Raw genomic sequence first — 19,429 nt, 5'->3', positions numbered from 1 at the left:
AAACGATTCTGAGAGCGTTTTATTCCGCCATCAGGCGGGGCCAGCAGCACAATATGTAACCAATGCGCTGATTGGTGATTAAATTTATGTTAACTTAGTGTTAGTAGAAAATGACTTTTTATCGGTAGGCTATAACCCTGAGTTAACTGTTCATGAAACTGCGTCATCTGGAAATCTTCTATGCCGTCATGACCTGCGGCTCTCTGTCGCGGGCAGCGGAATCGCTCAATATCTCCCAGCCAGCGGCCAGCAAAGCGTTAAAAAGCGCCGAGCTGAAGCTGGGCTTTACCCTCTTTCAGCGGGTGCGCGGCAAGCTGCTGCCGACCAGCGAGGCGATCACACTTTTCGAAAAAGCGCAGACTATTTATCAGGACCTCGATAACCTGCGCCTGCTGGCCGATAACCTGGCCCGCGATCCGCGTGCCAAAATCACCTTAGGCTGCCTGCCAAGCCTGGGGTTAAGCCTGGTACCGGAGCTGGTGACCGATTTTTATCAACAAAACAGCAACCTGGTAATGACGCTCACCACAGAACACACCGAGACGCTGGTTAGAAAACTGGATTTACGCGAGATAGATTTAGCGCTGACGCTGCAGCCGGTGCAGCAGGGAGAGATCCTTACCACCCTGATTGCCGAAGTGCCGCTGGTGTATATCGACCGTCATTATCGTCAGGGTGCGGTGGACATCAGCGAGATCGACCAGCAGCGGTGGATCTCGCCGGGGCCGCACTCGCTCTCCGCCGCCATCGCCACCCGTCGCGACTTTTCCACTACCCGGCTAAACGTCCAGACCTACTATATGGCCACCGAGTTCGTGAAGCGCGGCATGGGCTGCAGCATTACCGATATCTTTTCCGCCCAGCACAACCTTTCTCCCGAGATGATCCATCCCATTACGCCGCCGATCGCGATTAACCTCTGCCTGTTACGGCGGGCCGACGTTTCCCTGAGCCCGATGGCGCAAAAGTTCGTCGATTTTCTCTGCCAGCGCCTGCGCCAGCAGCTCAAGGAGATTAACCTGCGGTTATACCCTGACCATAAAAAGTCAATTGCGCCGCTGGGGTAAATGCTTTGACATAACCCGATAAATTGATCAGCGGTGGATATATCGGGTTATGAACAAACGCATTGTCATTATCGGCGGCGGCGTGGTCGGTCTGGCCACGGCCTGGGAACTGATTAAGCGCGGCCATCAGGTGCAATTACTGGAGCGCAATGGCGAACCGGCCAGCGCCACCAGTTTTGCCAACGGCGGACAATTAAGTTACCGCTACGTCGCCCCCCTTGCCGACAGCGGCGTTCCCCTGCAGGGGATGAAATGGATGGGTAAAGCCGATTCGCCGCTCAATATGCGTCTCAATATCTCTTTTCAGCAGTGGCGCTGGCTGCTGCAGTTCCTGCGCGCCTGTAATAGCCAGACCAATAAAATAAACGGCGACCATATATTGCGTCTGTCGCTGCTCAGCCGGCAGGTTATGCAGTCGTGGCGGGAAGAGGATAGGCTTGCCGATTTTCACTGGCGACGCAGCGGAAAATTAATTATCCATCGCCGGGAATACGATTTTACTAAAGCGGCAAGAGGGATAGATCCTCAATATCAGCAGGTGCTGAATGCTGAAGCCTGCCTGCGGCTGGAGCCGGCGCTAAAACATATCAGCCCTTCGCTACAGGGCGGCATTTATTCGCCGGGGGATGAAACGGCGGATTGCCATCAGTTTTGCCTTGCGCTGCTCGACAAGCTCACCGCCAGCAGCCGCTTCAGCCTGCTGACCCACTGTGAGGTGCTGCAGCTCACTAAGCGCGGCGGACGCGTCAGCGCCCTGGAGACCAGCCGCGGGAGCATCACCGGCGATGAGTATGTCGTCGCCGCCGGAAACGGCAGCGGCCCGCTGCTGGGACATCTGGGCGTTCGCGTGCCGCTCTGCGCCCTGAAGGGGTATAGCCTGACCCTTCCCTATCCCCAACAGACGGGCATTGCGCCGGACATCAGCGTTACCGACTATGGGCACAAAATTGTCTATGCCCGCCTTGGCCAGCAGTTGCGCATCGCAGCGATGGTGGACATCGGCTACGACGGCGACGAACTGCGCGAAAGCCGCATCCAGGCGCTGAAGAACATTGTCGCCCGCAGCTTTCCTGAACTGGAGGGGCTGGACGAGGCCGAAGTCTGGACCGGCATGCGCCCCTCAACACCAGCAGGCCCGCCGATGCTGGGGCGCGCCGGCTACCCCAACCTGTGGATGAACCTCGGCCAGGGAAGCCTCGGCTTTACCCTCGCCGCCGGCAGCGCGGTGGTGCTGGGCGCGTTAATCGACAATCAGATGCCAGACATTTCTTTAGAAGGTCTCACATGGAAACAAACCGCATGACAATTATTCGCAATCATCCACAACCTCGTCTTTCCGCCAGCGTTGAGTATGGCAATCTGCTGTTCCTCTCCGGACAGACGCCGAAAAGCAACGAGGAGGAGATCACCTTGCAGACCCGCGAAGTGCTGGAGAAGATCGACGCCCTGCTGGCGGAGGCCGGGAGCGATAAGCGGCACATTCTCTCCGCGCAGATCTGGCTGAAAAATATCGAACGTGACTTTGCTGCGTTCAATGAGGCGTGGGTGGAGTGGATGCCGGACGGCCATAGCCCGGCGCGAGCGGCCGTGCAGGCGGAGATGGCGCGACCAGAAATCCTGGTGGAGATCATGCTCACTGCCGTTAAAGCGTAAGAGTCGACAGAAAAGAAAAAGGCCGCAATGCGGCCTTTTTAATTAGTTCAGATTATTTGTCTTTAGGCGACGCGTTTTCGACACGGCTTTTCAGCTTCTGACCGGGTCTGAAGGTCACCACGCGCCGGGCTGTAATGGGAATATCCTCCCCCGTCTTCGGGTTACGTCCCGGGCGTTGGTTTTTATCCCGCAAATCGAAGTTGCCGAACCCGGAGAGTTTGACCTGTTCTCCGTTTTCCAGAGCACGACGGATCTCTTCGAAAAACAACTCGACCAGTTCTTTGGCATCCCGCTTGCTAAGCCCAAGCTTATCAAACAGATATTCTGACATTTCAGCTTTTGTAAGCGCCATAGGTTCAATCCCTCAATGATGCCTGGAATCGCTCTTTTAATGCCTCTACACATCTGGCAACGGTAGCGGCAATCTCCTCTTCTTCGAGTGTACGGTTGGTATCCTGCAGGATCAGGCTAATCGCAAGGCTCTTATACCCTTCCGCCACACCTTTACCACGGTACACGTCAAATAAGTTTACGCCAACTACCTGATTTACGCCAACTTTCTTACATTCGGCTAAAACATCGGCGGCAGCCACGTTTTCCGCGACCAGCACCGCGATGTCGCGACGGTTCGCCGGGAAGCGGGAAATATCGCGCGCCTGAGGCACCACGCGGTCTGCGAGCTTGTTCCACTCCAGTTCAAACACCAGAGTGCGACCGTTCAGATCCAGTTTACGTTCCAGCTCAGGATGAACAACCCCAATGAAACCAATGCGTTCACCTTTAAGATAAATCGCTGCGGATTGCCCCGGATGCAGCGCGGTGGTCGCTTCAGCACGGAATTCGATATCCGCTAATTTTCCGGTTAAATCCAGAACGGCTTCCAGATCGCCTTTCAGATCATAGAAATCGACCGTCTCTTTCGCCAGTGTCCAGTGCTCTTCGTAGCGGTTGCCGCAGATGGCCCCGGCCAGCATCACATCCTGACGAATGCCCAGCGGCGCATTGGTGTCCGGCACAAAGCGCAGACCACTCTCAAAGATGCGTACCCGGCTCTGCTGACGGTTCTGGTTGTAGACCACGGTCCCCAGCAGGCCAGTCCACAGCGACAGGCGCATCGCCGACATTTCGCTGGAGATCGGGCTTGGCAGGATCAGCGCCTCTTCACCGGCGTGGATCAGCTGCTGGACTTTCGGGTCGACGAAGCTGTAGGTGATCACTTCCTGATAGCCTTTGTCATTCAGCAGCGTTTTCACGCGCTTCAGCGACAGGTCGGCTTCACGGTGGGTACCCATGATCAGACCCGCCTGCACCGGCTCATCAGGAATGTTGTTGTAGCCATAAACGCGAGCCACTTCCTCGATCAGATCCTCTTCGATCTCCATGTCGAAACGCCAGCTCGGGGCCACCGCCTGCCATTCGCCTTCGCCCACCGTCACTTCGCAGCCGAGGCGCTGCAGAATGTCGGTGACCTGCGCGTCGTCGATATGGTGGCCAATCAGGCGATCCAGTTTGCTACGACGCAGAGTGATGGTGGCGCGTTTTGGCAGAGTCTCTTCGTTGGTCACGTCGATCACCGGGCCGGCTTCGCCGCCGCAGAGGTCGATCAGCAGACGCGTGGCGCGCTCCAGCGCTTTATACTGCAGGGCCGGATCGACGCCGCGCTCATAGCGATGAGAGGCATCGGTGTGCAGGCCGTGACGGCGCGCGCGGCCGGTGATAGACAGCGGGCTGAAGAAGGCACACTCCAGCAGCACGTTCTGGGTTTCGTCGTTAACGCCGGAGTGCTCCCCGCCGAAGATCCCGCCCATTGCCAGCGCTTTGTTGTGGTCAGCAATGACCAGGGTATCGCTGTCGAGCTTCGCTTCGGAGCCATCAAGCAGGGCCAGGGTTTCGCCCTCTTTCGCCATGCGCACCACGATCCCGCCTTCGATACGGTCGCGGTCAAAGGCGTGCATCGGCTGGCCCAGCTCAAGCAGCACATAGTTGGTCACGTCAACCACCGCGTCGATGGAGCGGATCCCGCAGCGGCGCAGTTTCTCTTTCATCCACAGCGGCGTCGGCGCTTTGACGTTGATGCCTTTCACCACGCGGCCCAGATAGCGCGGGCACGCCTGCGGGGCGTCAACCTGAATCGGCAGCACATCGTCAATGGTGGCGGCAACCGGGGTGATTTCCGGCGCGTTCAGCGGCGCCTTGTTCAGCACGGCCACGTCGCGCGCGACGCCGATGATGCCCAGGCAGTCGGCGCGGTTCGGGGTGACGCTGATCTCGATGGTGTTATCGTCTAGCTTAAGGTATTCGCGAATATCGGTACCGATCGGCGCATCCGCCGGCAGCTCGATAATTCCGCTATGATCGTCGGAAATGCCCAGCTCGGAGAAGGAGCACAGCATCCCCTCTGACGGTTCGCCGCGCAGCTTCGCAGCCTTGATTTTAAAATCGCCCGGCAGCACGGCGCCGATGGTCGCCACGGCGACTTTCAGCCCCTGACGGCAGTTTGGCGCGCCGCAGACGATGTCCAGTAGGCGTTCGCCGCCGACGTTGACTTTAGTGACGCGCAGTTTGTCAGCGTTCGGGTGCTGACCGCACTCCACGACTTCACCAACAACGACGCCGTTGAAGCTGCCGGCAACCGGCTCAACGCCGTCCACTTCAAGGCCCGCCATGGTGATCTGATCGGAAAGCGCTTCGCTGTCGATCGCCGGGTTAACCCACTCGCGTAACCACAGTTCACTGAATTTCATTGTTCTGTCCTGCCCTTATTTAAACTGTTTGAGGAAACGCAGATCGTTTTCGAAGAACGCGCGCAGATCGGTGACGCCATAGCGCAGCATGGTCAGACGCTCCATGCCCATGCCAAAGGCGAAGCCGGAATACACTTCCGGATCGATACCCACGTTGCGCAGCACGTTCGGGTGCACCATCCCGCAGCCCAGCACTTCCAGCCATTTGCCGTTTTTACCCATCACGTCGACTTCCGCGGACGGTTCGGTGAAGGGGAAGTAAGACGGACGGAAGCGTACCTGCAGATCTTCTTCAAAGAAGTTGTTCAGGAAATCGTGCAGGGTTCCTTTCAGGTTGGTGAAGCTGATGTTTTTATCAACGATCAGACCTTCCATCTGGTGGAACATCGGGGTGTGGGTCTGATCGTAGTCGTTACGATAGACACGTCCCGGCGCGATAATACGGATCGGCGGCTGCTGGTTTTCCATGGTGCGGATCTGCACGCCGGAGGTCTGGGTGCGCAGCAGGCGAGTGGCATCGAACCAGAAAGTGTCGTGGTCAGCGCGCGCCGGATGGTGACCCGGGATATTCAGCGCATCGAAGTTGTGGTAATCGTCTTCGATTTCCGGGCCCGTCGCCACGGTAAAGCCGAGCTCACCGAAGAAACTTTCAATACGGTCGATGGTGCGGGTGACCGGATGCAAGCCGCCATTTTCAATGCGGCGACCCGGCAGCGAGACGTCGATGGTCTCTGCAGCCAGACGAGCATTCAGCGCCGCCCCTTCCAGTTCGGCTTTGCGCGCATTCAGCGCCTGCTGTACCTGCTCTTTCGCTTCGTTGATGACCGCACCGGCTGCCGGACGCTCTTCCGGCGGCAACTCACGCAGGGTGGTCATTTGCAGGGTCAGATGCCCTTTCTTACCCAGGTATTCCACGCGGACGTTGTCCAGCGCAGCAACATCTGATGCCTCGTTAATGGCTGCCTTGGCACTGGCAACCAGCTCTGCGAGATGTGACATGGTTTTCCTCATTATGTCGGTGCAGACACCGGTTATAGTGAAATTAATATTCCGAATCCATATACGAAAAAAGCCTCCACAGGGGAGGCTTTCTGGCGCTGTTTTCCGTTTCTTCTTTCACGCGCTAGCCTCCTGAGTTCAGGTGCTAAAGTAAAAAAAGAAGCGGAAAATAGCAGCATTCATGCTTGCATTACCTTGTCTGGTAAGAAACGTCAGACCTGTATTGAAAAGCCTGCGCCGATAAAAGTCAATGTATTGATGGTGTTGAAACGAAAAGAGGGAGACAAGCTCCCTCTTTCAACTGGCTTATGCCAGAGCTGCTTTCGCTTTTTCGACCAGAGCGGTGAACGCTACTTTGTCGAATACGGCGATGTCAGCCAGGATCTTACGGTCGATTTCAACAGAGGCTTTTTTCAGGCCATTGATGAATTTGCTGTAAGAAATACCGTTCTGACGTGCTGCTGCGTTGATACGTGCAATCCACAGTTGACGGAACTGACGTTTACGTTGACGACGGTCACGGTAAGCGTACTGACCAGCTTTGATAACAGCCTGGAAGGCAACGCGGTATACGCGAGAACGCGCACCGTAGTAGCCTTTAGCTTGTTTCAAAATTTTCTTGTGACGTGCACGTGCAATTACACCACGTTTTACGCGAGCCATGTGTGCTCTCCTGTATCTATTCTAAGTTAAAAAAGTTAAACGTTAACGACTTATGCGTACGGCAGGCACGCGATAACCAGGCCCAGATCGCCTTTGGAAACCATGGCTTTCGGACGCAGGTGACGTTTACGCTTGGTAGCTTTTTTAGTCAGAATGTGACGCAGGTTAGCGTGCTTGTGCTTAAAACCACCTTTACCGGTTTTTTTGAAGCGCTTAGCAGCACCGCGTACGGTCTTAATTTTTGGCATTTTAATAACTTCCACTTCGCATTGTTAATAAACGAAACAAAGGCGAACAAAACCAGTGAGCCGAAGCCCACCGGAAATGTTTCTTGATGGCCTTACTGTTTCTTCTTAGGAGCGAGCACCATGATCATCTGGCGGCCTTCGATCTTCGTTGGGAAGGATTCGACTACTGCCAGTTCAACCAGATCGTCTTTCACGCGGTTAAGCACTTCCATACCGATCTGCTGGTGGGCCATCTCACGACCGCGGAAACGCAGCGTGATCTTGGCCTTATCGCCATCTTCGAGAAAGCGAATCAGGCTGCGGAGTTTTACCTGATAGTCACCTTCATCAGTACCAGGGCGGAATTTAATTTCCTTAACCTGGATAACTTTCTGCTTCTTCTTCTGTTCCTTAGAAGACTTACTCTTTTCATAAAGGAACTTGCCGTAGTCCATGATACGACAAACTGGCGGCTCGGCGTTAGGGCTGATTTCAACTAAATCTACTCCAGCCTCTTCAGCCTTTTCGATAGCTTCTCTCAGACTCACAATACCCAGCTGCTCACCTTCCAGACCTGTTAAGCGAACTTCCTGGGCGCGAATCTCGCCATTGATACGATTCGGACGTGCCGTTTGAACTCGTTTTCCGCCTTTAATACCTTATTCCTCCAGTTGTTGAAGACTGCGGCTGCGAATCTCTTGTTGCAGCTTCTCGATCACTTCATTTACGTCCATGCTGCCGAGGTCTTTCCCGCGACGGGTGCGCACGGCCACTTTGCCGGCTTCGACTTCTTTGTCGCCACAGACCAACATATACGGGACACGACGTAAAGTGTGCTCGCGGATTTTAAAGCCAATCTTCTCATTTCTCAAGTCTGCTTTTACACGAATGCCCGCATTTTGTAGTTTACGCGTCAATTCGTTAACGTATTCAGCCTGAGAATCGGTGATATTCATGACCACCACCTGCACTGGCGCAATCCAGGTTGGGAAGAAGCCAGCGAACTCTTCGGTCAGGATGCCAATGAAGCGCTCCAGAGAACCGAGAATCGCACGGTGGATCATGACCGGCACCTGACGCTCGTTGTTTTCGCCCACATAGGAGGCGCTTAAACGCTGCGGCAGAGAGAAGTCCAGCTGTACCGTACCGCACTGCCATGCACGATCGAGGCAGTCATACAGGGTAAATTCAATTTTCGGGCCGTAGAACGCCCCTTCACCCAGTTGATATTCAAATGGGATATTATTTTCTTCCAGCGCCACCGCCAGATCCGCTTCCGCGCGATCCCAGGTCTCGTCGCTGCCGATACGTTTTTCCGGGCGAGTCGACAGTTTGACAACGATCTTCTCGAAGCCAAAGGTGCTGTACATATCGTAGACCATACGAATACAGGCGTTCACTTCATCGCGAACCTGATCTTCAGTACAGAAGATATGCGCATCATCCTGGGTAAAGCCACGAACGCGCATCAGACCGTGCAGGGCACCTGACGGCTCGTTGCGGTGGCAGCTACCGAACTCCGCCATACGCAGCGGCAGGTCACGGTAGGATTTCAGCCCCTGGTTGAAGATCTGCACGTGGCCCGGACAGTTCATCGGCTTAATGCAGTATTCACGGTTCTCAGAAGAGGTGGTGAACATCGCATCTTTGTAGTTGTCCCAGTGGCCGGTTTTTTCCCACAGCACGCGGTCCATCATGAACGGCCCTTTGACTTCCTGGTACTGATACTCTTTCAGTTTCGAACGGACAAAGGTTTCCAGTTCACGGAAGATAGTCCAGCCGTCGTTGTGCCAGAAGACCATGCCCGGCGCTTCTTCCTGCATGTGATACAGGTCGAGCTGCTTACCGATTTTACGGTGGTCGCGCTTCGCGGCTTCTTCCAGACGCTGCAGATAAGCATTCAGCGCTTTTTTATCGGCCCACGCGGTACCGTAGATACGCTGCAGCATCTTGTTGTTGCTGTCGCCGCGCCAGTAGGCACCGGCGGTTTTCATCAGCTTGAAGTGATGGCAGAAGCGCATGTTCGGCACGTGCGGACCGCGGCACATATCGATATATTCTTCATGATGATACAGGCCAGGCTTGTCATCATGAGCAATGTTTTCGTCAAGAATAGAAACTTTATAGCTTTCGCCGCGCTTCACGAAGGTTTCACGCGCTTCGTGCCAGCTCACTTTCTTCTTGATGACATCGTAGTTTTTCTCGGCGAGCTCATGCATACGTTTTTCGAGCGCGTCGATATCTTCCTGAGTCAGGGTGTGGTCGAGGTCTACGTCATAGTAGAAGCCATTATCAACAACCGGACCGATAGCCATTTTGGTGTTGGGCCACAGCTGTTTGATAGCATGGCCTAACAGGTGCGCGCAGGAGTGACGAATGATCTCCAGCCCTTCTTCATCTTTAGCCGTGATAATAGAGAGGGTGGAATCGGTTTCGATCGGGTCGCAGGCGTCTACCAGTTCACCGTTTACCCGCCCGGCGATGGTGGCTTTCGCCAGGCCTGGGCCGATATCCAGCGCGACGTCCATCGGGCTGACGGCGTGATCAAAATGGCGTTGGCTGCCATCAGGAAGCGTAATTACAGGCATTTTATGTCCTTATTTGCAGTGGTGCCCCACACGAAAGAGCACATACAAAACAATATAATCATAATTATCACCAGGTTAAGGCGCAGTTCCCGCTTCACTCTGCGAAAAGAGGAGCACGACCGGAGCGATCGTTCCCGCCTGCTGCCGCCTGCTGATAACACCGGGGAGTAGTTTACACATCATTGGTACGTGATTAAAGCCGCAATAGCATAAATGATGGCGGAATGCGGAGAAAACAAGAGCGGCGCGGATAAAAGCAGAATATCCGCCAGGAAGGGGCGATAATAATCACCAGCGAAGCCGGACGATATTATGCGGACAAACTAAAAGAGACGCGTTGATATTGCCTGCGTGATGTTTAGCGCGGGTCGTTAAACCGGTACCACTTTACCCGGCTTAATAGACTGCCCGTGAAGCAGTAGCCTGCGATATTAAGACCACTCGCCTGCCACCAGCGTATGCACATTAAAGGCATCGCTCATGGATTGTCCGGTGCTACGGGAACCGGGGGCAATATTCGATCCGGCCTCAACGTCGGTAGCTTTGGCGATACCTACCTGCGTATGGTCCTGGTTACCCGACGGCGGAACTGGCGTGGCGGCCGATGCGCCAAAGGAAAGCACGCACAGCGCCAGGGCTGCGATGGTAAATTGGCTTTTTTTCATGATGTTTATTCTCTTATTACGGAAGACGGACCGAACAATGTCTCCATTCGGTCAGTGGCTGTTAGTATAGATCCAGATCACATATTTGTCCGTCGAATATTTAGCTTTTCGTGTCAAATAGAATGAATATTTGTCAGCAAATGGAGAATAATGGAGAAAAAATGGAGGCCAGTTTCTTTTTATAAAAACTAAAACGAATTGCCAGAAAAAATAATGTCACTTATTGCTAAATCTAAAACGATCAGGCCGGGAAACCCGGCCTGAAAATATTACATTTTATACCCGAGGGAGAGCGAGGTCCGGCGATCGGTATGCTCCGGCGCAGACGCCGGCGGCTCCGAGTTCCAGGTGACGTTGTACGCCACTTTCAACGCAAAGTGGGCGTTAATCGCCACGTTTAACGCACTCTCTGAGTTGACCGTGGTGTCCTCGGCGCCAAATACCGATACCCCTTGGGTAAATTTGGCGTTATCGGTCATCTGCCAGGCCCAGGTTCCGGAGGCGTAGCCCAGCGGTTGAGTGTCGGTATCCCCGTCGGTGTATTCGTCATAGCGGACGCCAGGACCAAATTCAAACCGCAGGCTGTGCACCGGTCCGTTGAGGATTTGACGACCATAGCCCGCCGTCAGGACATCGCGCTGCTGATAGCCGTTATAACGGTCGGTTAGCCAACTGCCCTGCCCAAAGACGTAGTTCATATCGGTCAGGTTATAGCGACTACGACCACCGACTGCATATTTCTCTGAGGAGCGCTCATCGTTGGACGAGGTGTTGCTGGCGTTGCCCCACAGGGACCAGGCGGTGGTGTTGCCATACCAGGTCAGGGTGGAATCAGCCGTCATTGAGGAGTTCTTGGTGTTGCCGGACTGCGCCAGGTAACCTGCGTTGACCACCCCTTCGAACGGTTTTTTGGCAGCGGAAGGGTCATCCATGACGGTAAATACAGAATCATCGGCCATTGCGCCAACAGACGCAAAAAGCCCCCCCGCCAGCATGACCGCTGCGGGTACTGTCTTTAAAAGCTTCATTATAACTCTCTAAAATACATTTTTTTAGGACAGTACAAATGATGAACAGGCCTAACCATGCCGGCTCATTGAATTTAGCGTCCGTACAACATAAAAGAGACCTGTGGGTCCCGGAAACTTTCGCGAGGATCGCGGAGTGCAGGTCCTAAGAAAGGTAGCAAATTATAAAAAAGCACGAATAACATAGCAATCACTTACTCTTTCGTTTTTTGAATAAGACAGCTCCGGAAACAATCTTTATTTCATAATGAAAATACAGGCTTCTTTGCAAATCTCTCAGGGACAGCACTTTCCCTCCCTGAATCATCGTGCCATGCTTAAATAAAGCACAGTCGCCGTATTAAGGAGGAGAAGGAATGACCAAAATTTATACGCTCACGCTGGCCCCCTCGCTGGATAGCGCCACCCAGACCCCGCAGATCTACCCGGAAGGGAAACTCCGCTGCAGCGCGCCGGTATTTGAACCCGGCGGCGGCGGGATCAACGTCGCCCGCGCCGTGACCTTTCTCGGCGGCAAAGCCACCGCCATTTTCCCGATTGGCGGCGCCACCGGCGAGCACCTTGCCGCCCTGCTGGCCGATGAGCAGGTGCCGATCGAGACCGTCGAAACCCGCGACTGGACGCGACAGAACCTGCACGTTCACGTGGCCGCCAGCGGCGAACAGTATCGCTTTGTGATGCCCGGCGCCGCGCTGACAGACGATGAATTCCGCCGCCTGGAAGAAAAAGTCCTGACCATCGACCCCGGCTCACTGCTGGTGATCAGCGGCAGCCTGCCGCCAGGTATCAGCGTCGAAAATCTGATGCAGCTGGTTAAAAATGCGCAACAGCAAGGCCTGCGTTGCATTATCGACAGCTCCGGCGATGCGCTGGCCGCCGCGCTGGACGTCGGCAATATTGAATTAGTGAAGCCAAACCAGAAAGAGCTCAGCGCCCTCGTGCAGCGCGATCTGAGCCAGCCTGATGACGTCCGCCTTGCCGCTCAGTCGTTGATCCAGTCCGGTAAAGTGCGCCGGGTGGTGGTCTCCCTCGGTCCGCAGGGGGCGTTAGGGGTTGACGCCAGCGGCAGCGTTCAGGTGGTGCCGCCGCCAATGAAAAGCCAGAGCACCGTCGGCGCCGGCGACAGCATGGTGGGCGCCATGACCTTGCGTCTGGCGGAAAACGCCAGCCTCGAAGACATGGTACGCTTTGGCGTCGCCGCCGGTAGTGCCGCGACCATCAACCAGGGTACCCGCCTCTGTTCGCAGGCCAATACGCAAAAAATCTACGATTATCTCTGCGGACGTTGATTTCCCCTGCCCCTCCGCGCCGGCGGAGGGGAGCCGCGAGATTTGCAGGATGGTCTATGCTGGAAAGGCCATACATAACAACGGGGTGTCGAGATGAGCAATGAAATTACCGCCTGGGTCGTCAGCGTAACCTTCCATGAGCAGGTGCTAACGGAGATCAATGAGGTCAGCAACCATTTTACCCGTGCCGGGTTTGTACTAACGCTCAATGATGAAGAGGGCACGCCCCATGAGCTGGGCACCAATACCTTTGGCCTGCTGAGCGCCCAAACAGCCGAGGAAGTGAAAGCTCTCAGCGCCGGCCTGGCGGAATCGGCCCTTGGCCGTCCGGCAGAAATCGCCGTCAGCACATTCGCCGAGTGGTTAAAAGCTCAATAAATGCGTTTAGCGCAACGGAAAGCGTCAGTTGTGCGTCAGTTCCAGGTTTACCCGGTAGTAATGCGCTAACCTTATGATATGGTGGAAAACATGGGGAGAGACAGCATGTGGCAAGCAATCAGTACTCTTTTACGCGATTGGCATACCGAAGACGCTGAAATCGAACTGAAAACCGAGCTGCCCGGCGGAGAGATCCATTCCGCCTGGCATTTGCGCTTCGGCGGCAAAGATTACTTCGTGAAATGCGACGAACGGGAACTCCTGCCTATCTTCACCGCCGAGGCCGATCAGCTGGAGCTGCTGTCGCGAAGCAAAACCGTTCGCGTACCGCAGGTCTTTGCCGTCGGCAGCGATCGCGACTACAGCTTCGTGGTCATGGAATACCTCCCTCCCCGTCCGCTGGATGCGCATAACGCTTTCCTGCTTGGCCAGCAGTTAGCCCACCTGCATCGGTGGAGCGATCAGCCGCAGTTCGGTCTGGATTTTGATAACGATCTTTCCACCACGCCGCAGCCCAACGCCTGGCAGCGTCGCTGGTCGGTGTTTTTTGCCGAGCAGCGTATCGGCTGGCAGCTGGAGCTGGCGGCGGAGAAAGGGTTGCACTTTGGCGATATCGATACCTTAGTCGATGTGGTACAGCAGCGGCTGGCCAACCATCAGCCGCAACCTTCGCTGCTGCACGGGGACCTGTGGTCCGGCAACTGCGCCTTAGGGCCGGATGGCCCCTACATCTTCGACCCGGCCTGCTACTGGGGCGACCGCGAGTGTGATTTAGCAATACTGCCGATGCACCCGGAACAACCCCCGCAGATCTATGACGGCTATCAGTCCGTCTCGCCGCTACCGGCTGGTTTTCTCGAGCGTCAGCCGATTTACCAGCTTTATACCCTGCTGAACCGGGCGATATTGTTCGGTGGCCAGCACCTGGTGACAGTCCAGCAGGCGCTGGACGATGTCCTGATGGAAAAAACGCGTTAGACAAGGTTTACGGCGGACCTCACCGGTCCGCCGCCCTGCATTATCAGTTAATCTCGACGCCGTTGAGGCGGAATTTAATGGTCATCGTCACGCCGGTTCCCGGTCTTGCCTGCTCGTAACGCCATCTGCGCATCGCGCTTTTCACCTCGCGCTCGAACATATTCGCCGGCTGGGCGGAGAGGATCTGCAAATTATCAATTCGGCCATCTGGCGTAACGTCAAACTTCACCCGCACCGTCCCTTCAATGCGCAGCGCCTGAGCGCGCGCCGGATAGGTCGGCTGGACACGGCTGATGGCCCGCGGGCCGCTCGGGGCAGTGACGGTGGGTTTGGCCGCTGCGGTGGAGGTGCTCGGCGCGGTGCGCGCTGGCGTCGTATTGTTGTTTTCAAACGGTGAAGCCGGACGCGGCTCCGCTGCCGGCTTGACGTCCCGCTTAGGCTGCTCAACCTTTTTCTCCGGCTTGGGCTTCGGTTTAGGTTTGGGCTTCGGCTTAGGTTCTGGTTTATGGATCACCACCGGCGCCTCTTTCGGCGGCTCAGGGACCACCTCAGGTTCCGGCTCTGGTTCGGGTTCAACAACGGGCTGCACGACGGGTTGCGCCGCCGGGGGCGGCTCAAGATCGGCCGGCGCCACCATGGTGATCTCTATCGGCTGCGTCGGGGAAGGCTGTTCAATAACCTGATGTACCGAGGTATAAAGCAACCCCGCCACAACGGCACCGTGGATAGCCACGGACAGCAGCGTTGGCCACGGGAAGCGGCGAGGTAAATCAAGGGTCATTGCGCTCATAGTCGTTTCTGTTGAAAAATGATGCTCCGATTTTAAATGCAAATAGCAATCATATTCAATAAGCCGTCTTAACCTGAGTCAATTTTTGCCACCATTTGCGGAAAAAAGCCGCGTCGGCAGGGCATTCGGCGCCGGGGCGCATCTTTGCATTGCAGTCCATCGTCGTTTAACTTAACGTAATTCGCCTGTTTATTGATAAGGAGCTTTGCCGTGCTTTACGTTATCTACGCTGAAGATATCGCCGATTCTCTGGAAAAGCGGCTCTCGGTTCGCCCCGCGCATCTTGCGCGTCTACAACTTTTACATGATGAAGGTCGGTTGCTTACCGCCGGACCAATGCCGGCCGTTGACAGCAACGAACCGGGCGCAGCCGGATTCAGCGGCTCAACGGTAATCGCTGAGTTTGAATCGCTGGAAGCGGCTCAGGCCTGGGCCAATGACGATCCGTACATTGCAGCTGGCGTCTACCGCCAGGTCTCTGTTAAGCCATATAAGAAAGTATTTTAGCCTTAAGTATTTAATCAATAAATACAGATGGTTAATGGTTATGATAATAGGCGATCATTCAAAAAAGGACACATATAAGTACACATTGTTCAGAATGGTCGCCCTTAAATGATCCTCTTTCTATTTTTGCGAGTAGCTATCCAGAAATGAAGACTGGCCGTTTACTCAATCCGCAAGGTATCGCACCATAACCGCGGACATACTTGTTGTAGTTACGGTGCGCACCACTCTTTCATGATAACGCCCTTCCATAAGATCACCCATTCGTTGAGCGCTCACCTGCGACGTCTATACTTTTAGTCTTACTGACTGGAGGTTTCTATGTGTGGACGTTTTGCACAAGCCCAAACCCGTGAAGAGTACCTGGCTTATTTGGCTGAAGAAGCCGAGCGCGACATTGCTTATGACCCAGAACCAATTGGCCGGTACAACGTGGCGCCAGGGACAAAGGTTTTGCTCCTGAGCGAACGCGACGAACTGCTGCACCTCGATCCAGTTCACTGGGGTTACGCACCAGGGTGGTGGGATAAACCACCGCTGATTAATGCCCGGGTTGAGACCGCAGCCAGCAGCAGAATGTTTAAACCCCTGTGGCAGCACGGGCGAGCGATCTGCTTTGCCGATGGATGGTTTGAATGGAAGCGCGAAGGAGACAAGAAGCAATCCTACTTTATTCATCGCGCCGATGGCCAGCCAATCTTCATGGCGGCTATCGGCAGTGTCCCTTTCGAGCGCGGAGACGAAGCCGAAGGGTTTTTGATAGTGACCGCTGCGGCCGATCAGGGACTGGTCGACATTCACGACCGCCGGCCACTGGTTTTGTCACCGGAGGCGGCGCGCGAATGGATGCGCCAGGATATAGGCGGGAAGGAAGCTGAAGAGATAGTAGTCGACGGGGCTGTGCACGCCGACAAGTTTATCTCGCACGCCGTGACACGCGCCGTGGGTAATGTTAAGAATCAGGGAGTGGAGTTAATCAAATTTAACTATTCATAATAAAAAGATAAATCGCATACCTCAGTTACCTCACCACATCATCATTTATTTTATTAGATCCCGTGTTTAGTTAACTAAATCATAACCAACCAAATAATTATTTCGAATGCTAATCAATATTTTTTTGTGATACATTGAAAGCTTTCATAACCTTAGCCTTGAGATGAGAATCACAAAAATCTTCCATGCCTAAAATTTTTATTAAAGCATCAACCTGTTGCTCACTATGGTTCTCAAAAGACAAAATATACTCAACCTGAGAATTTGAAAGATATCTAGGTAAATATTGATAAGGATTCAACCCAGCAGGAATACTTGACATAATCATATTCCACATCATTTTCTGATGTAACCCATCATGCATTTTTTTGTAATTAAAGAATGGTTGCAATATAGGAGAATAAACATCAATTAAAGCCCCTTTCTGCCATTCATAGTACTGCAGAACCTGCTTCTTGTATTCGGAAAATACTTTATATAAATCAATAAAATCCCCTTCATCCTCTATGAATTTTTTAGCTTTAACCCCCCAGTCACCCCATTCAAGTAACTCCTCTTTGCTCACTACAAACCTGGCAACCATTGTTTTGCTTTGAAAATCACTTTTAATTACCCAATTGGCCTGAGCCATACGCCAATGAGAACTAAAGTTACGTAATTTCTGTAAAAAATCGTGCAACCCTGGCGTAGAAAAAAATTTATTACGATGTTCAACAATGGCTTCCAGTGGCCATTTCTTATTGAGAGATCTAGCGATATCAACAACAGTCATTAAAGAAGAAGTGCAATAATATAGATACCGTTTCACTTCACGAACATATTCTTCTGAATTGTTTTCATTTGAACGATGCCAGAACTCTACACTCTTACTTTTTTCACCAAATTCATTAATTTTGTCTAATAAGTCAGAAGTGCTTTTAGTGAATACCCAAATCGCATCATCAAGTTCTTTAATACTCCTCCACAGTTTTCCGCCATCGGTATGATCAATCGATTTTTGTGCTGTTGTGAAATCAGACATTATTGCCCTCTGAATGTCGTGAATTGTCCAAGGATGAGCAATGCTATCAAGATATCCTGCCATCTAAGCTCCACCGTTATAAAAGTCATAATAAAATTGAATTTAATAGTATCAAAAAATCAAGATACAAACTTGATAAAATGCACAAAGTAATGTGGTTAATTCGCACATATATGCACGTCGTTGCATTCGAGCAATTCTATCGCACCTTAAGAAGGTCCGTATACCTTGTCGTGTATCTAGGCGATAGCATTTCCCGCTTCATCTGCCAGGCGATCTGGATTCCCTGCCCTGCAAAATACAGAGTTCCCCGTCCGTCTTTCGCATTGAGATGATCGAGAACTTCCATGAGCTTTTCACTGTTCTTCCGTGGCGCGTTGTCGTCGAAGAGGTTGAGCTGCGCTACGCCCTGGCTGTAGAAATCTCCCAGCATTACTCCTGCTTTCTGGTAGCGATGCCCGACTCGCCAGATTGCATCGAGACATTTCGTCGCCGCGGTGATGATGTCCCGGCTGTCCTGGGTAGGTGTTAGCAGCTTTACCGATGTGCTGTTCCCGTAATAGGGTTCATTCAGAGCAAAGGGGCTGGTTTTGACGAACGCAGAGATAAAGCGGCAGTACTGATGTTCACCACGGAGTTTCTCCGCTGCTCTGGATGCGTAAAGACATATCGCCTGGCGCATCTCTTCGTAGGTGGAAATCCGCTGCCCAAAGCTGCGACTACAGACAATCTCCTGCTTTACCGGCGCGAACTCCTCCAGACCTAGACAGGGTTCCCCGCGTAGCTCCCGCACGGTTCGCTCCAGAACCACATTAAAATGCTTCCGGATAAAACGGATATCGGTATCCGCCAACTGCAGCACAGTTTTTATCCCCATAGCCTCCAGTTTTTTACTGATACGGCGCCCTACACCCCAGACCTCATCCACCGGAAGCAAAGCCATCAATTTACGCTGACGTTCAACATTCGACAGGTCGACAACCCCACCAGTGGCTTTCCATGTCTTCGCCGCATGATTGGCGAGCTTTGCCAATGTCTTTGTTTGGGCGATCCCCACACCGACAGGAAGTCTGGTGTTGCGGTAAACGGTATCTTTCAACTCTCGTCCGAATTCTTCCAGTACACGACAATTTCGCACACCAGTGAGGTCGCAAAAGGCTTCATCGATACTGTAAATTTCTACGCGGGGACACATTTCTTCAAGTGTCGTCATGACCCGGTTACTCATGTCAGCATAGAGCTCGTAATTGGAGCTGAAGCAGACGACGCCCTGCTGCCGAAAGTAGTCTTTGCACTTGAAATACGGGTCTCCCATCTTGATTCCAAGCTTCTTGGCTTCGGTAGATCTCGCAATGATGCATCCGTCATTATTCGACAACACGACAACCGGCCGACCTTGAAGGTCAGGCCTGAAAATGGTTTCGCAGCTCGCATAGAAGCTGTTCACATCAACCAGAGCAAACATCACATCACCGGGCAATCATCAAAGCCAGGCTTACTGATGATATGCGTTACCACACCTATCAACTCGACATCAGAGAGCGCGTCCCCTTCGATCGCATCACCATCTTCCGTAATGAGTGATCCTCCCAAAAATCTGGCAAATTGCTGCACCCCAAAATAGGAGATGAGCAAAACGGCTGTAGCTAAAGGCACTGAGGAGCGCTCAACTACGGCAACTCCTCGCTGAGTATTGACGAACATCGCATACTGACTTATGCCTGTAGCCTCATAGATCGGCTGTTTTTGAAGCATGATCTGCCCTCCGATAAATACTGTTTTTATATACAGTAGTTTTTATGGGCCAGCAGATCAATGCTGGTAATCCCTATCAAT

Annotated in this window: 22 protein-coding genes and 1 other annotated feature; of the genes, 8 read left to right on the top strand and 14 right to left on the bottom strand. The window is 53.4% G+C overall.

Translation table 11 applies throughout. The annotated features are described in order from the left end of the window. The first annotated feature begins 152 nt into the window (after positions 1 to 152). The 3 genes from GT756_RS08355 to GT756_RS08345 are packed head-to-tail and all read left to right on the top strand — an operon-like array spanning position 153 to position 2,720. Positions 153 to 1,067, top strand: coding sequence for a LysR family transcriptional regulator (locus GT756_RS08355; protein WP_004203130.1), 915 nt, complete (start codon positions 153 to 155; stop codon positions 1,065 to 1,067). A 37-nt stretch (positions 1,068 to 1,104) separates the two neighbouring features. Then, positions 1,105 to 2,370, top strand: coding sequence for a D-amino acid dehydrogenase (locus GT756_RS08350; RefSeq protein ID WP_367889866.1), 1,266 nt, complete (start codon positions 1,105 to 1,107; stop codon positions 2,368 to 2,370). Then, positions 2,367 to 2,720, top strand: a complete 354-nt coding sequence (locus GT756_RS08345; RefSeq protein ID WP_072140481.1) for a RidA family protein — start codon at positions 2,367 to 2,369, stop codon at positions 2,718 to 2,720. The genes GT756_RS08350 and GT756_RS08345 overlap by 4 nt, the downstream gene beginning before the upstream one ends. Before the next feature lie 52 nt (positions 2,721 to 2,772). Here GT756_RS08345 and ihfA read toward each other — a convergent pair whose 3' ends face one another. The 10 genes from ihfA to GT756_RS08295 all read right to left on the bottom strand — a co-directional run bounded on the left by ihfA (position 2,773) and on the right by GT756_RS08295 (position 11,634). Then, entirely contained in the window at positions 2,773 to 3,072 is a 300-nt protein-coding gene (gene ihfA, locus GT756_RS08340) for an integration host factor subunit alpha (RefSeq protein WP_002909098.1), read from the bottom strand. A 4-nt stretch (positions 3,073 to 3,076) separates the two neighbouring features. Then, positions 3,077 to 5,464, bottom strand: a complete 2,388-nt coding sequence (gene pheT, locus GT756_RS08335; protein ID WP_160124699.1) for a phenylalanine--tRNA ligase subunit beta — start codon at positions 5,462 to 5,464, stop codon at positions 3,077 to 3,079. A 15-nt stretch (positions 5,465 to 5,479) separates the two neighbouring features. After that, positions 5,480 to 6,463, bottom strand: coding sequence for a phenylalanine--tRNA ligase subunit alpha (gene pheS, locus GT756_RS08330; RefSeq protein ID WP_002909105.1), 984 nt, complete (start codon positions 6,461 to 6,463; stop codon positions 5,480 to 5,482). Between the two features lie 63 nt (positions 6,464 to 6,526). Continuing rightward, positions 6,527 to 6,651: a sequence feature (Phe leader region), on the bottom strand. Further along, positions 6,602 to 6,646 carry a pheST operon leader peptide PheM gene (gene pheM / locus GT756_RS08325; RefSeq protein ID WP_001386830.1) on the bottom strand — a complete coding sequence of 15 codons (45 nt, stop codon included), beginning with the start codon at positions 6,644 to 6,646 and terminating at the stop codon, positions 6,602 to 6,604. It overlaps the preceding feature by 45 nt. A 118-nt stretch (positions 6,652 to 6,769) precedes the next feature. Next, positions 6,770 to 7,126 carry a 50S ribosomal protein L20 gene (rplT, locus tag GT756_RS08320; protein WP_000124850.1) on the bottom strand — a complete coding sequence of 119 codons (357 nt, stop codon included), beginning with the start codon at positions 7,124 to 7,126 and terminating at the stop codon, positions 6,770 to 6,772. Positions 7,127 to 7,176: 50 nt separating this feature from the next. Then, complete coding sequence (rpmI, locus tag GT756_RS08315) at positions 7,177 to 7,374, bottom strand: 50S ribosomal protein L35 (protein ID WP_001124225.1); 198 nt, start codon at positions 7,372 to 7,374, stop codon at positions 7,177 to 7,179. Between the two features lie 92 nt (positions 7,375 to 7,466). Beyond that, positions 7,467 to 8,009, bottom strand: coding sequence for a translation initiation factor IF-3 (infC, locus tag GT756_RS08310; RefSeq protein ID WP_004189469.1), 543 nt, complete (start codon positions 8,007 to 8,009; stop codon positions 7,467 to 7,469). A 3-nt stretch (positions 8,010 to 8,012) separates the two neighbouring features. Then, the gene (thrS, locus tag GT756_RS08305) at positions 8,013 to 9,941 is read right to left on the bottom strand and encodes a threonine--tRNA ligase (RefSeq protein ID WP_017900777.1); all 1,929 of its coding nucleotides are present in this window, start codon (positions 9,939 to 9,941) and stop codon (positions 8,013 to 8,015) included. A gap of 431 nt (positions 9,942 to 10,372) precedes the next feature. After that, positions 10,373 to 10,606: a hypothetical protein gene (locus GT756_RS08300; protein WP_004203141.1), complete on the bottom strand. Its 234-nt coding sequence runs from the start codon at positions 10,604 to 10,606 to the stop codon at positions 10,373 to 10,375. A 269-nt stretch (positions 10,607 to 10,875) separates the two neighbouring features. Continuing rightward, entirely contained in the window at positions 10,876 to 11,634 is a 759-nt protein-coding gene (locus GT756_RS08295; protein ID WP_004203142.1) for a YdiY family protein, read from the bottom strand. A 356-nt stretch (positions 11,635 to 11,990) separates the two neighbouring features. Here GT756_RS08295 and pfkB point away from each other — a divergent pair, with 356 nt between their 5' ends. The 3 genes from pfkB (at position 11,991) to GT756_RS08280 (ending at position 14,279) form a co-directional block, all read left to right on the top strand. Next, the gene (pfkB, locus tag GT756_RS08290; protein WP_004203145.1) at positions 11,991 to 12,923 is read left to right on the top strand and encodes a 6-phosphofructokinase II; all 933 of its coding nucleotides are present in this window, start codon (positions 11,991 to 11,993) and stop codon (positions 12,921 to 12,923) included. A gap of 93 nt (positions 12,924 to 13,016) precedes the next feature. After that, positions 13,017 to 13,301 carry a type V toxin-antitoxin system endoribonuclease antitoxin GhoS gene (ghoS, locus tag GT756_RS08285; RefSeq protein ID WP_004203147.1) on the top strand — a complete coding sequence of 95 codons (285 nt, stop codon included), beginning with the start codon at positions 13,017 to 13,019 and terminating at the stop codon, positions 13,299 to 13,301. A 105-nt stretch (positions 13,302 to 13,406) separates the two neighbouring features. Then, entirely contained in the window at positions 13,407 to 14,279 is an 873-nt protein-coding gene (locus GT756_RS08280) for a fructosamine kinase family protein (protein ID WP_160124698.1), read from the top strand. 43 nt (positions 14,280 to 14,322) lie between these two features. Here GT756_RS08280 and tonB read toward each other — a convergent pair whose 3' ends face one another. Beyond that, on the bottom strand, positions 14,323 to 15,069 hold the full coding sequence (tonB, locus tag GT756_RS08275; protein ID WP_004203153.1) for a TonB system transport protein TonB: 747 nt from the start codon (positions 15,067 to 15,069) through the stop codon (positions 14,323 to 14,325). Between the two features lie 210 nt (positions 15,070 to 15,279). Between tonB and GT756_RS08270 the strand changes: the two genes are divergently transcribed. Together GT756_RS08270 and GT756_RS08265 are read left to right on the top strand one after the other, a co-directional pair. Next, positions 15,280 to 15,576 carry a YciI family protein gene (locus GT756_RS08270; RefSeq protein ID WP_002910042.1) on the top strand — a complete coding sequence of 99 codons (297 nt, stop codon included), beginning with the start codon at positions 15,280 to 15,282 and terminating at the stop codon, positions 15,574 to 15,576. 321 nt (positions 15,577 to 15,897) lie between these two features. Further along, on the top strand, positions 15,898 to 16,572 hold the full coding sequence (locus tag GT756_RS08265) for an SOS response-associated peptidase (protein ID WP_160124697.1): 675 nt from the start codon (positions 15,898 to 15,900) through the stop codon (positions 16,570 to 16,572). Between the two features lie 109 nt (positions 16,573 to 16,681). Here GT756_RS08265 and GT756_RS08260 read toward each other — a convergent pair whose 3' ends face one another. From GT756_RS08260 to GT756_RS08250, 3 genes are all read right to left on the bottom strand, one after another. Next, complete coding sequence (locus GT756_RS08260; RefSeq protein WP_160124696.1) at positions 16,682 to 17,656, bottom strand: hypothetical protein; 975 nt, start codon at positions 17,654 to 17,656, stop codon at positions 16,682 to 16,684. Between the two features lie 136 nt (positions 17,657 to 17,792). Further along, positions 17,793 to 19,058: a Y-family DNA polymerase gene (locus tag GT756_RS08255; RefSeq protein WP_131073665.1), complete on the bottom strand. Its 1,266-nt coding sequence runs from the start codon at positions 19,056 to 19,058 to the stop codon at positions 17,793 to 17,795. Next, positions 19,058 to 19,348 carry a hypothetical protein gene (locus GT756_RS08250; RefSeq protein ID WP_160124695.1) on the bottom strand — a complete coding sequence of 97 codons (291 nt, stop codon included), beginning with the start codon at positions 19,346 to 19,348 and terminating at the stop codon, positions 19,058 to 19,060. Before GT756_RS08250 ends, GT756_RS08255 begins: the two co-directional genes overlap by 1 nt. Between the last annotated feature and the right edge of the window lie 81 nt (positions 19,349 to 19,429).

Origin of the sequence: Klebsiella sp. Q2 (assembly GCF_009900705.1) — a bacterium.
In the GTDB taxonomy this organism is placed as follows: Bacteria; Pseudomonadota; Gammaproteobacteria; order Enterobacterales; family Enterobacteriaceae; genus Klebsiella; species Klebsiella quasipneumoniae.
Note: the sequence above shows the minus strand (reverse complement) of the source record. Positions and strands in the feature narration are given on the sequence as shown.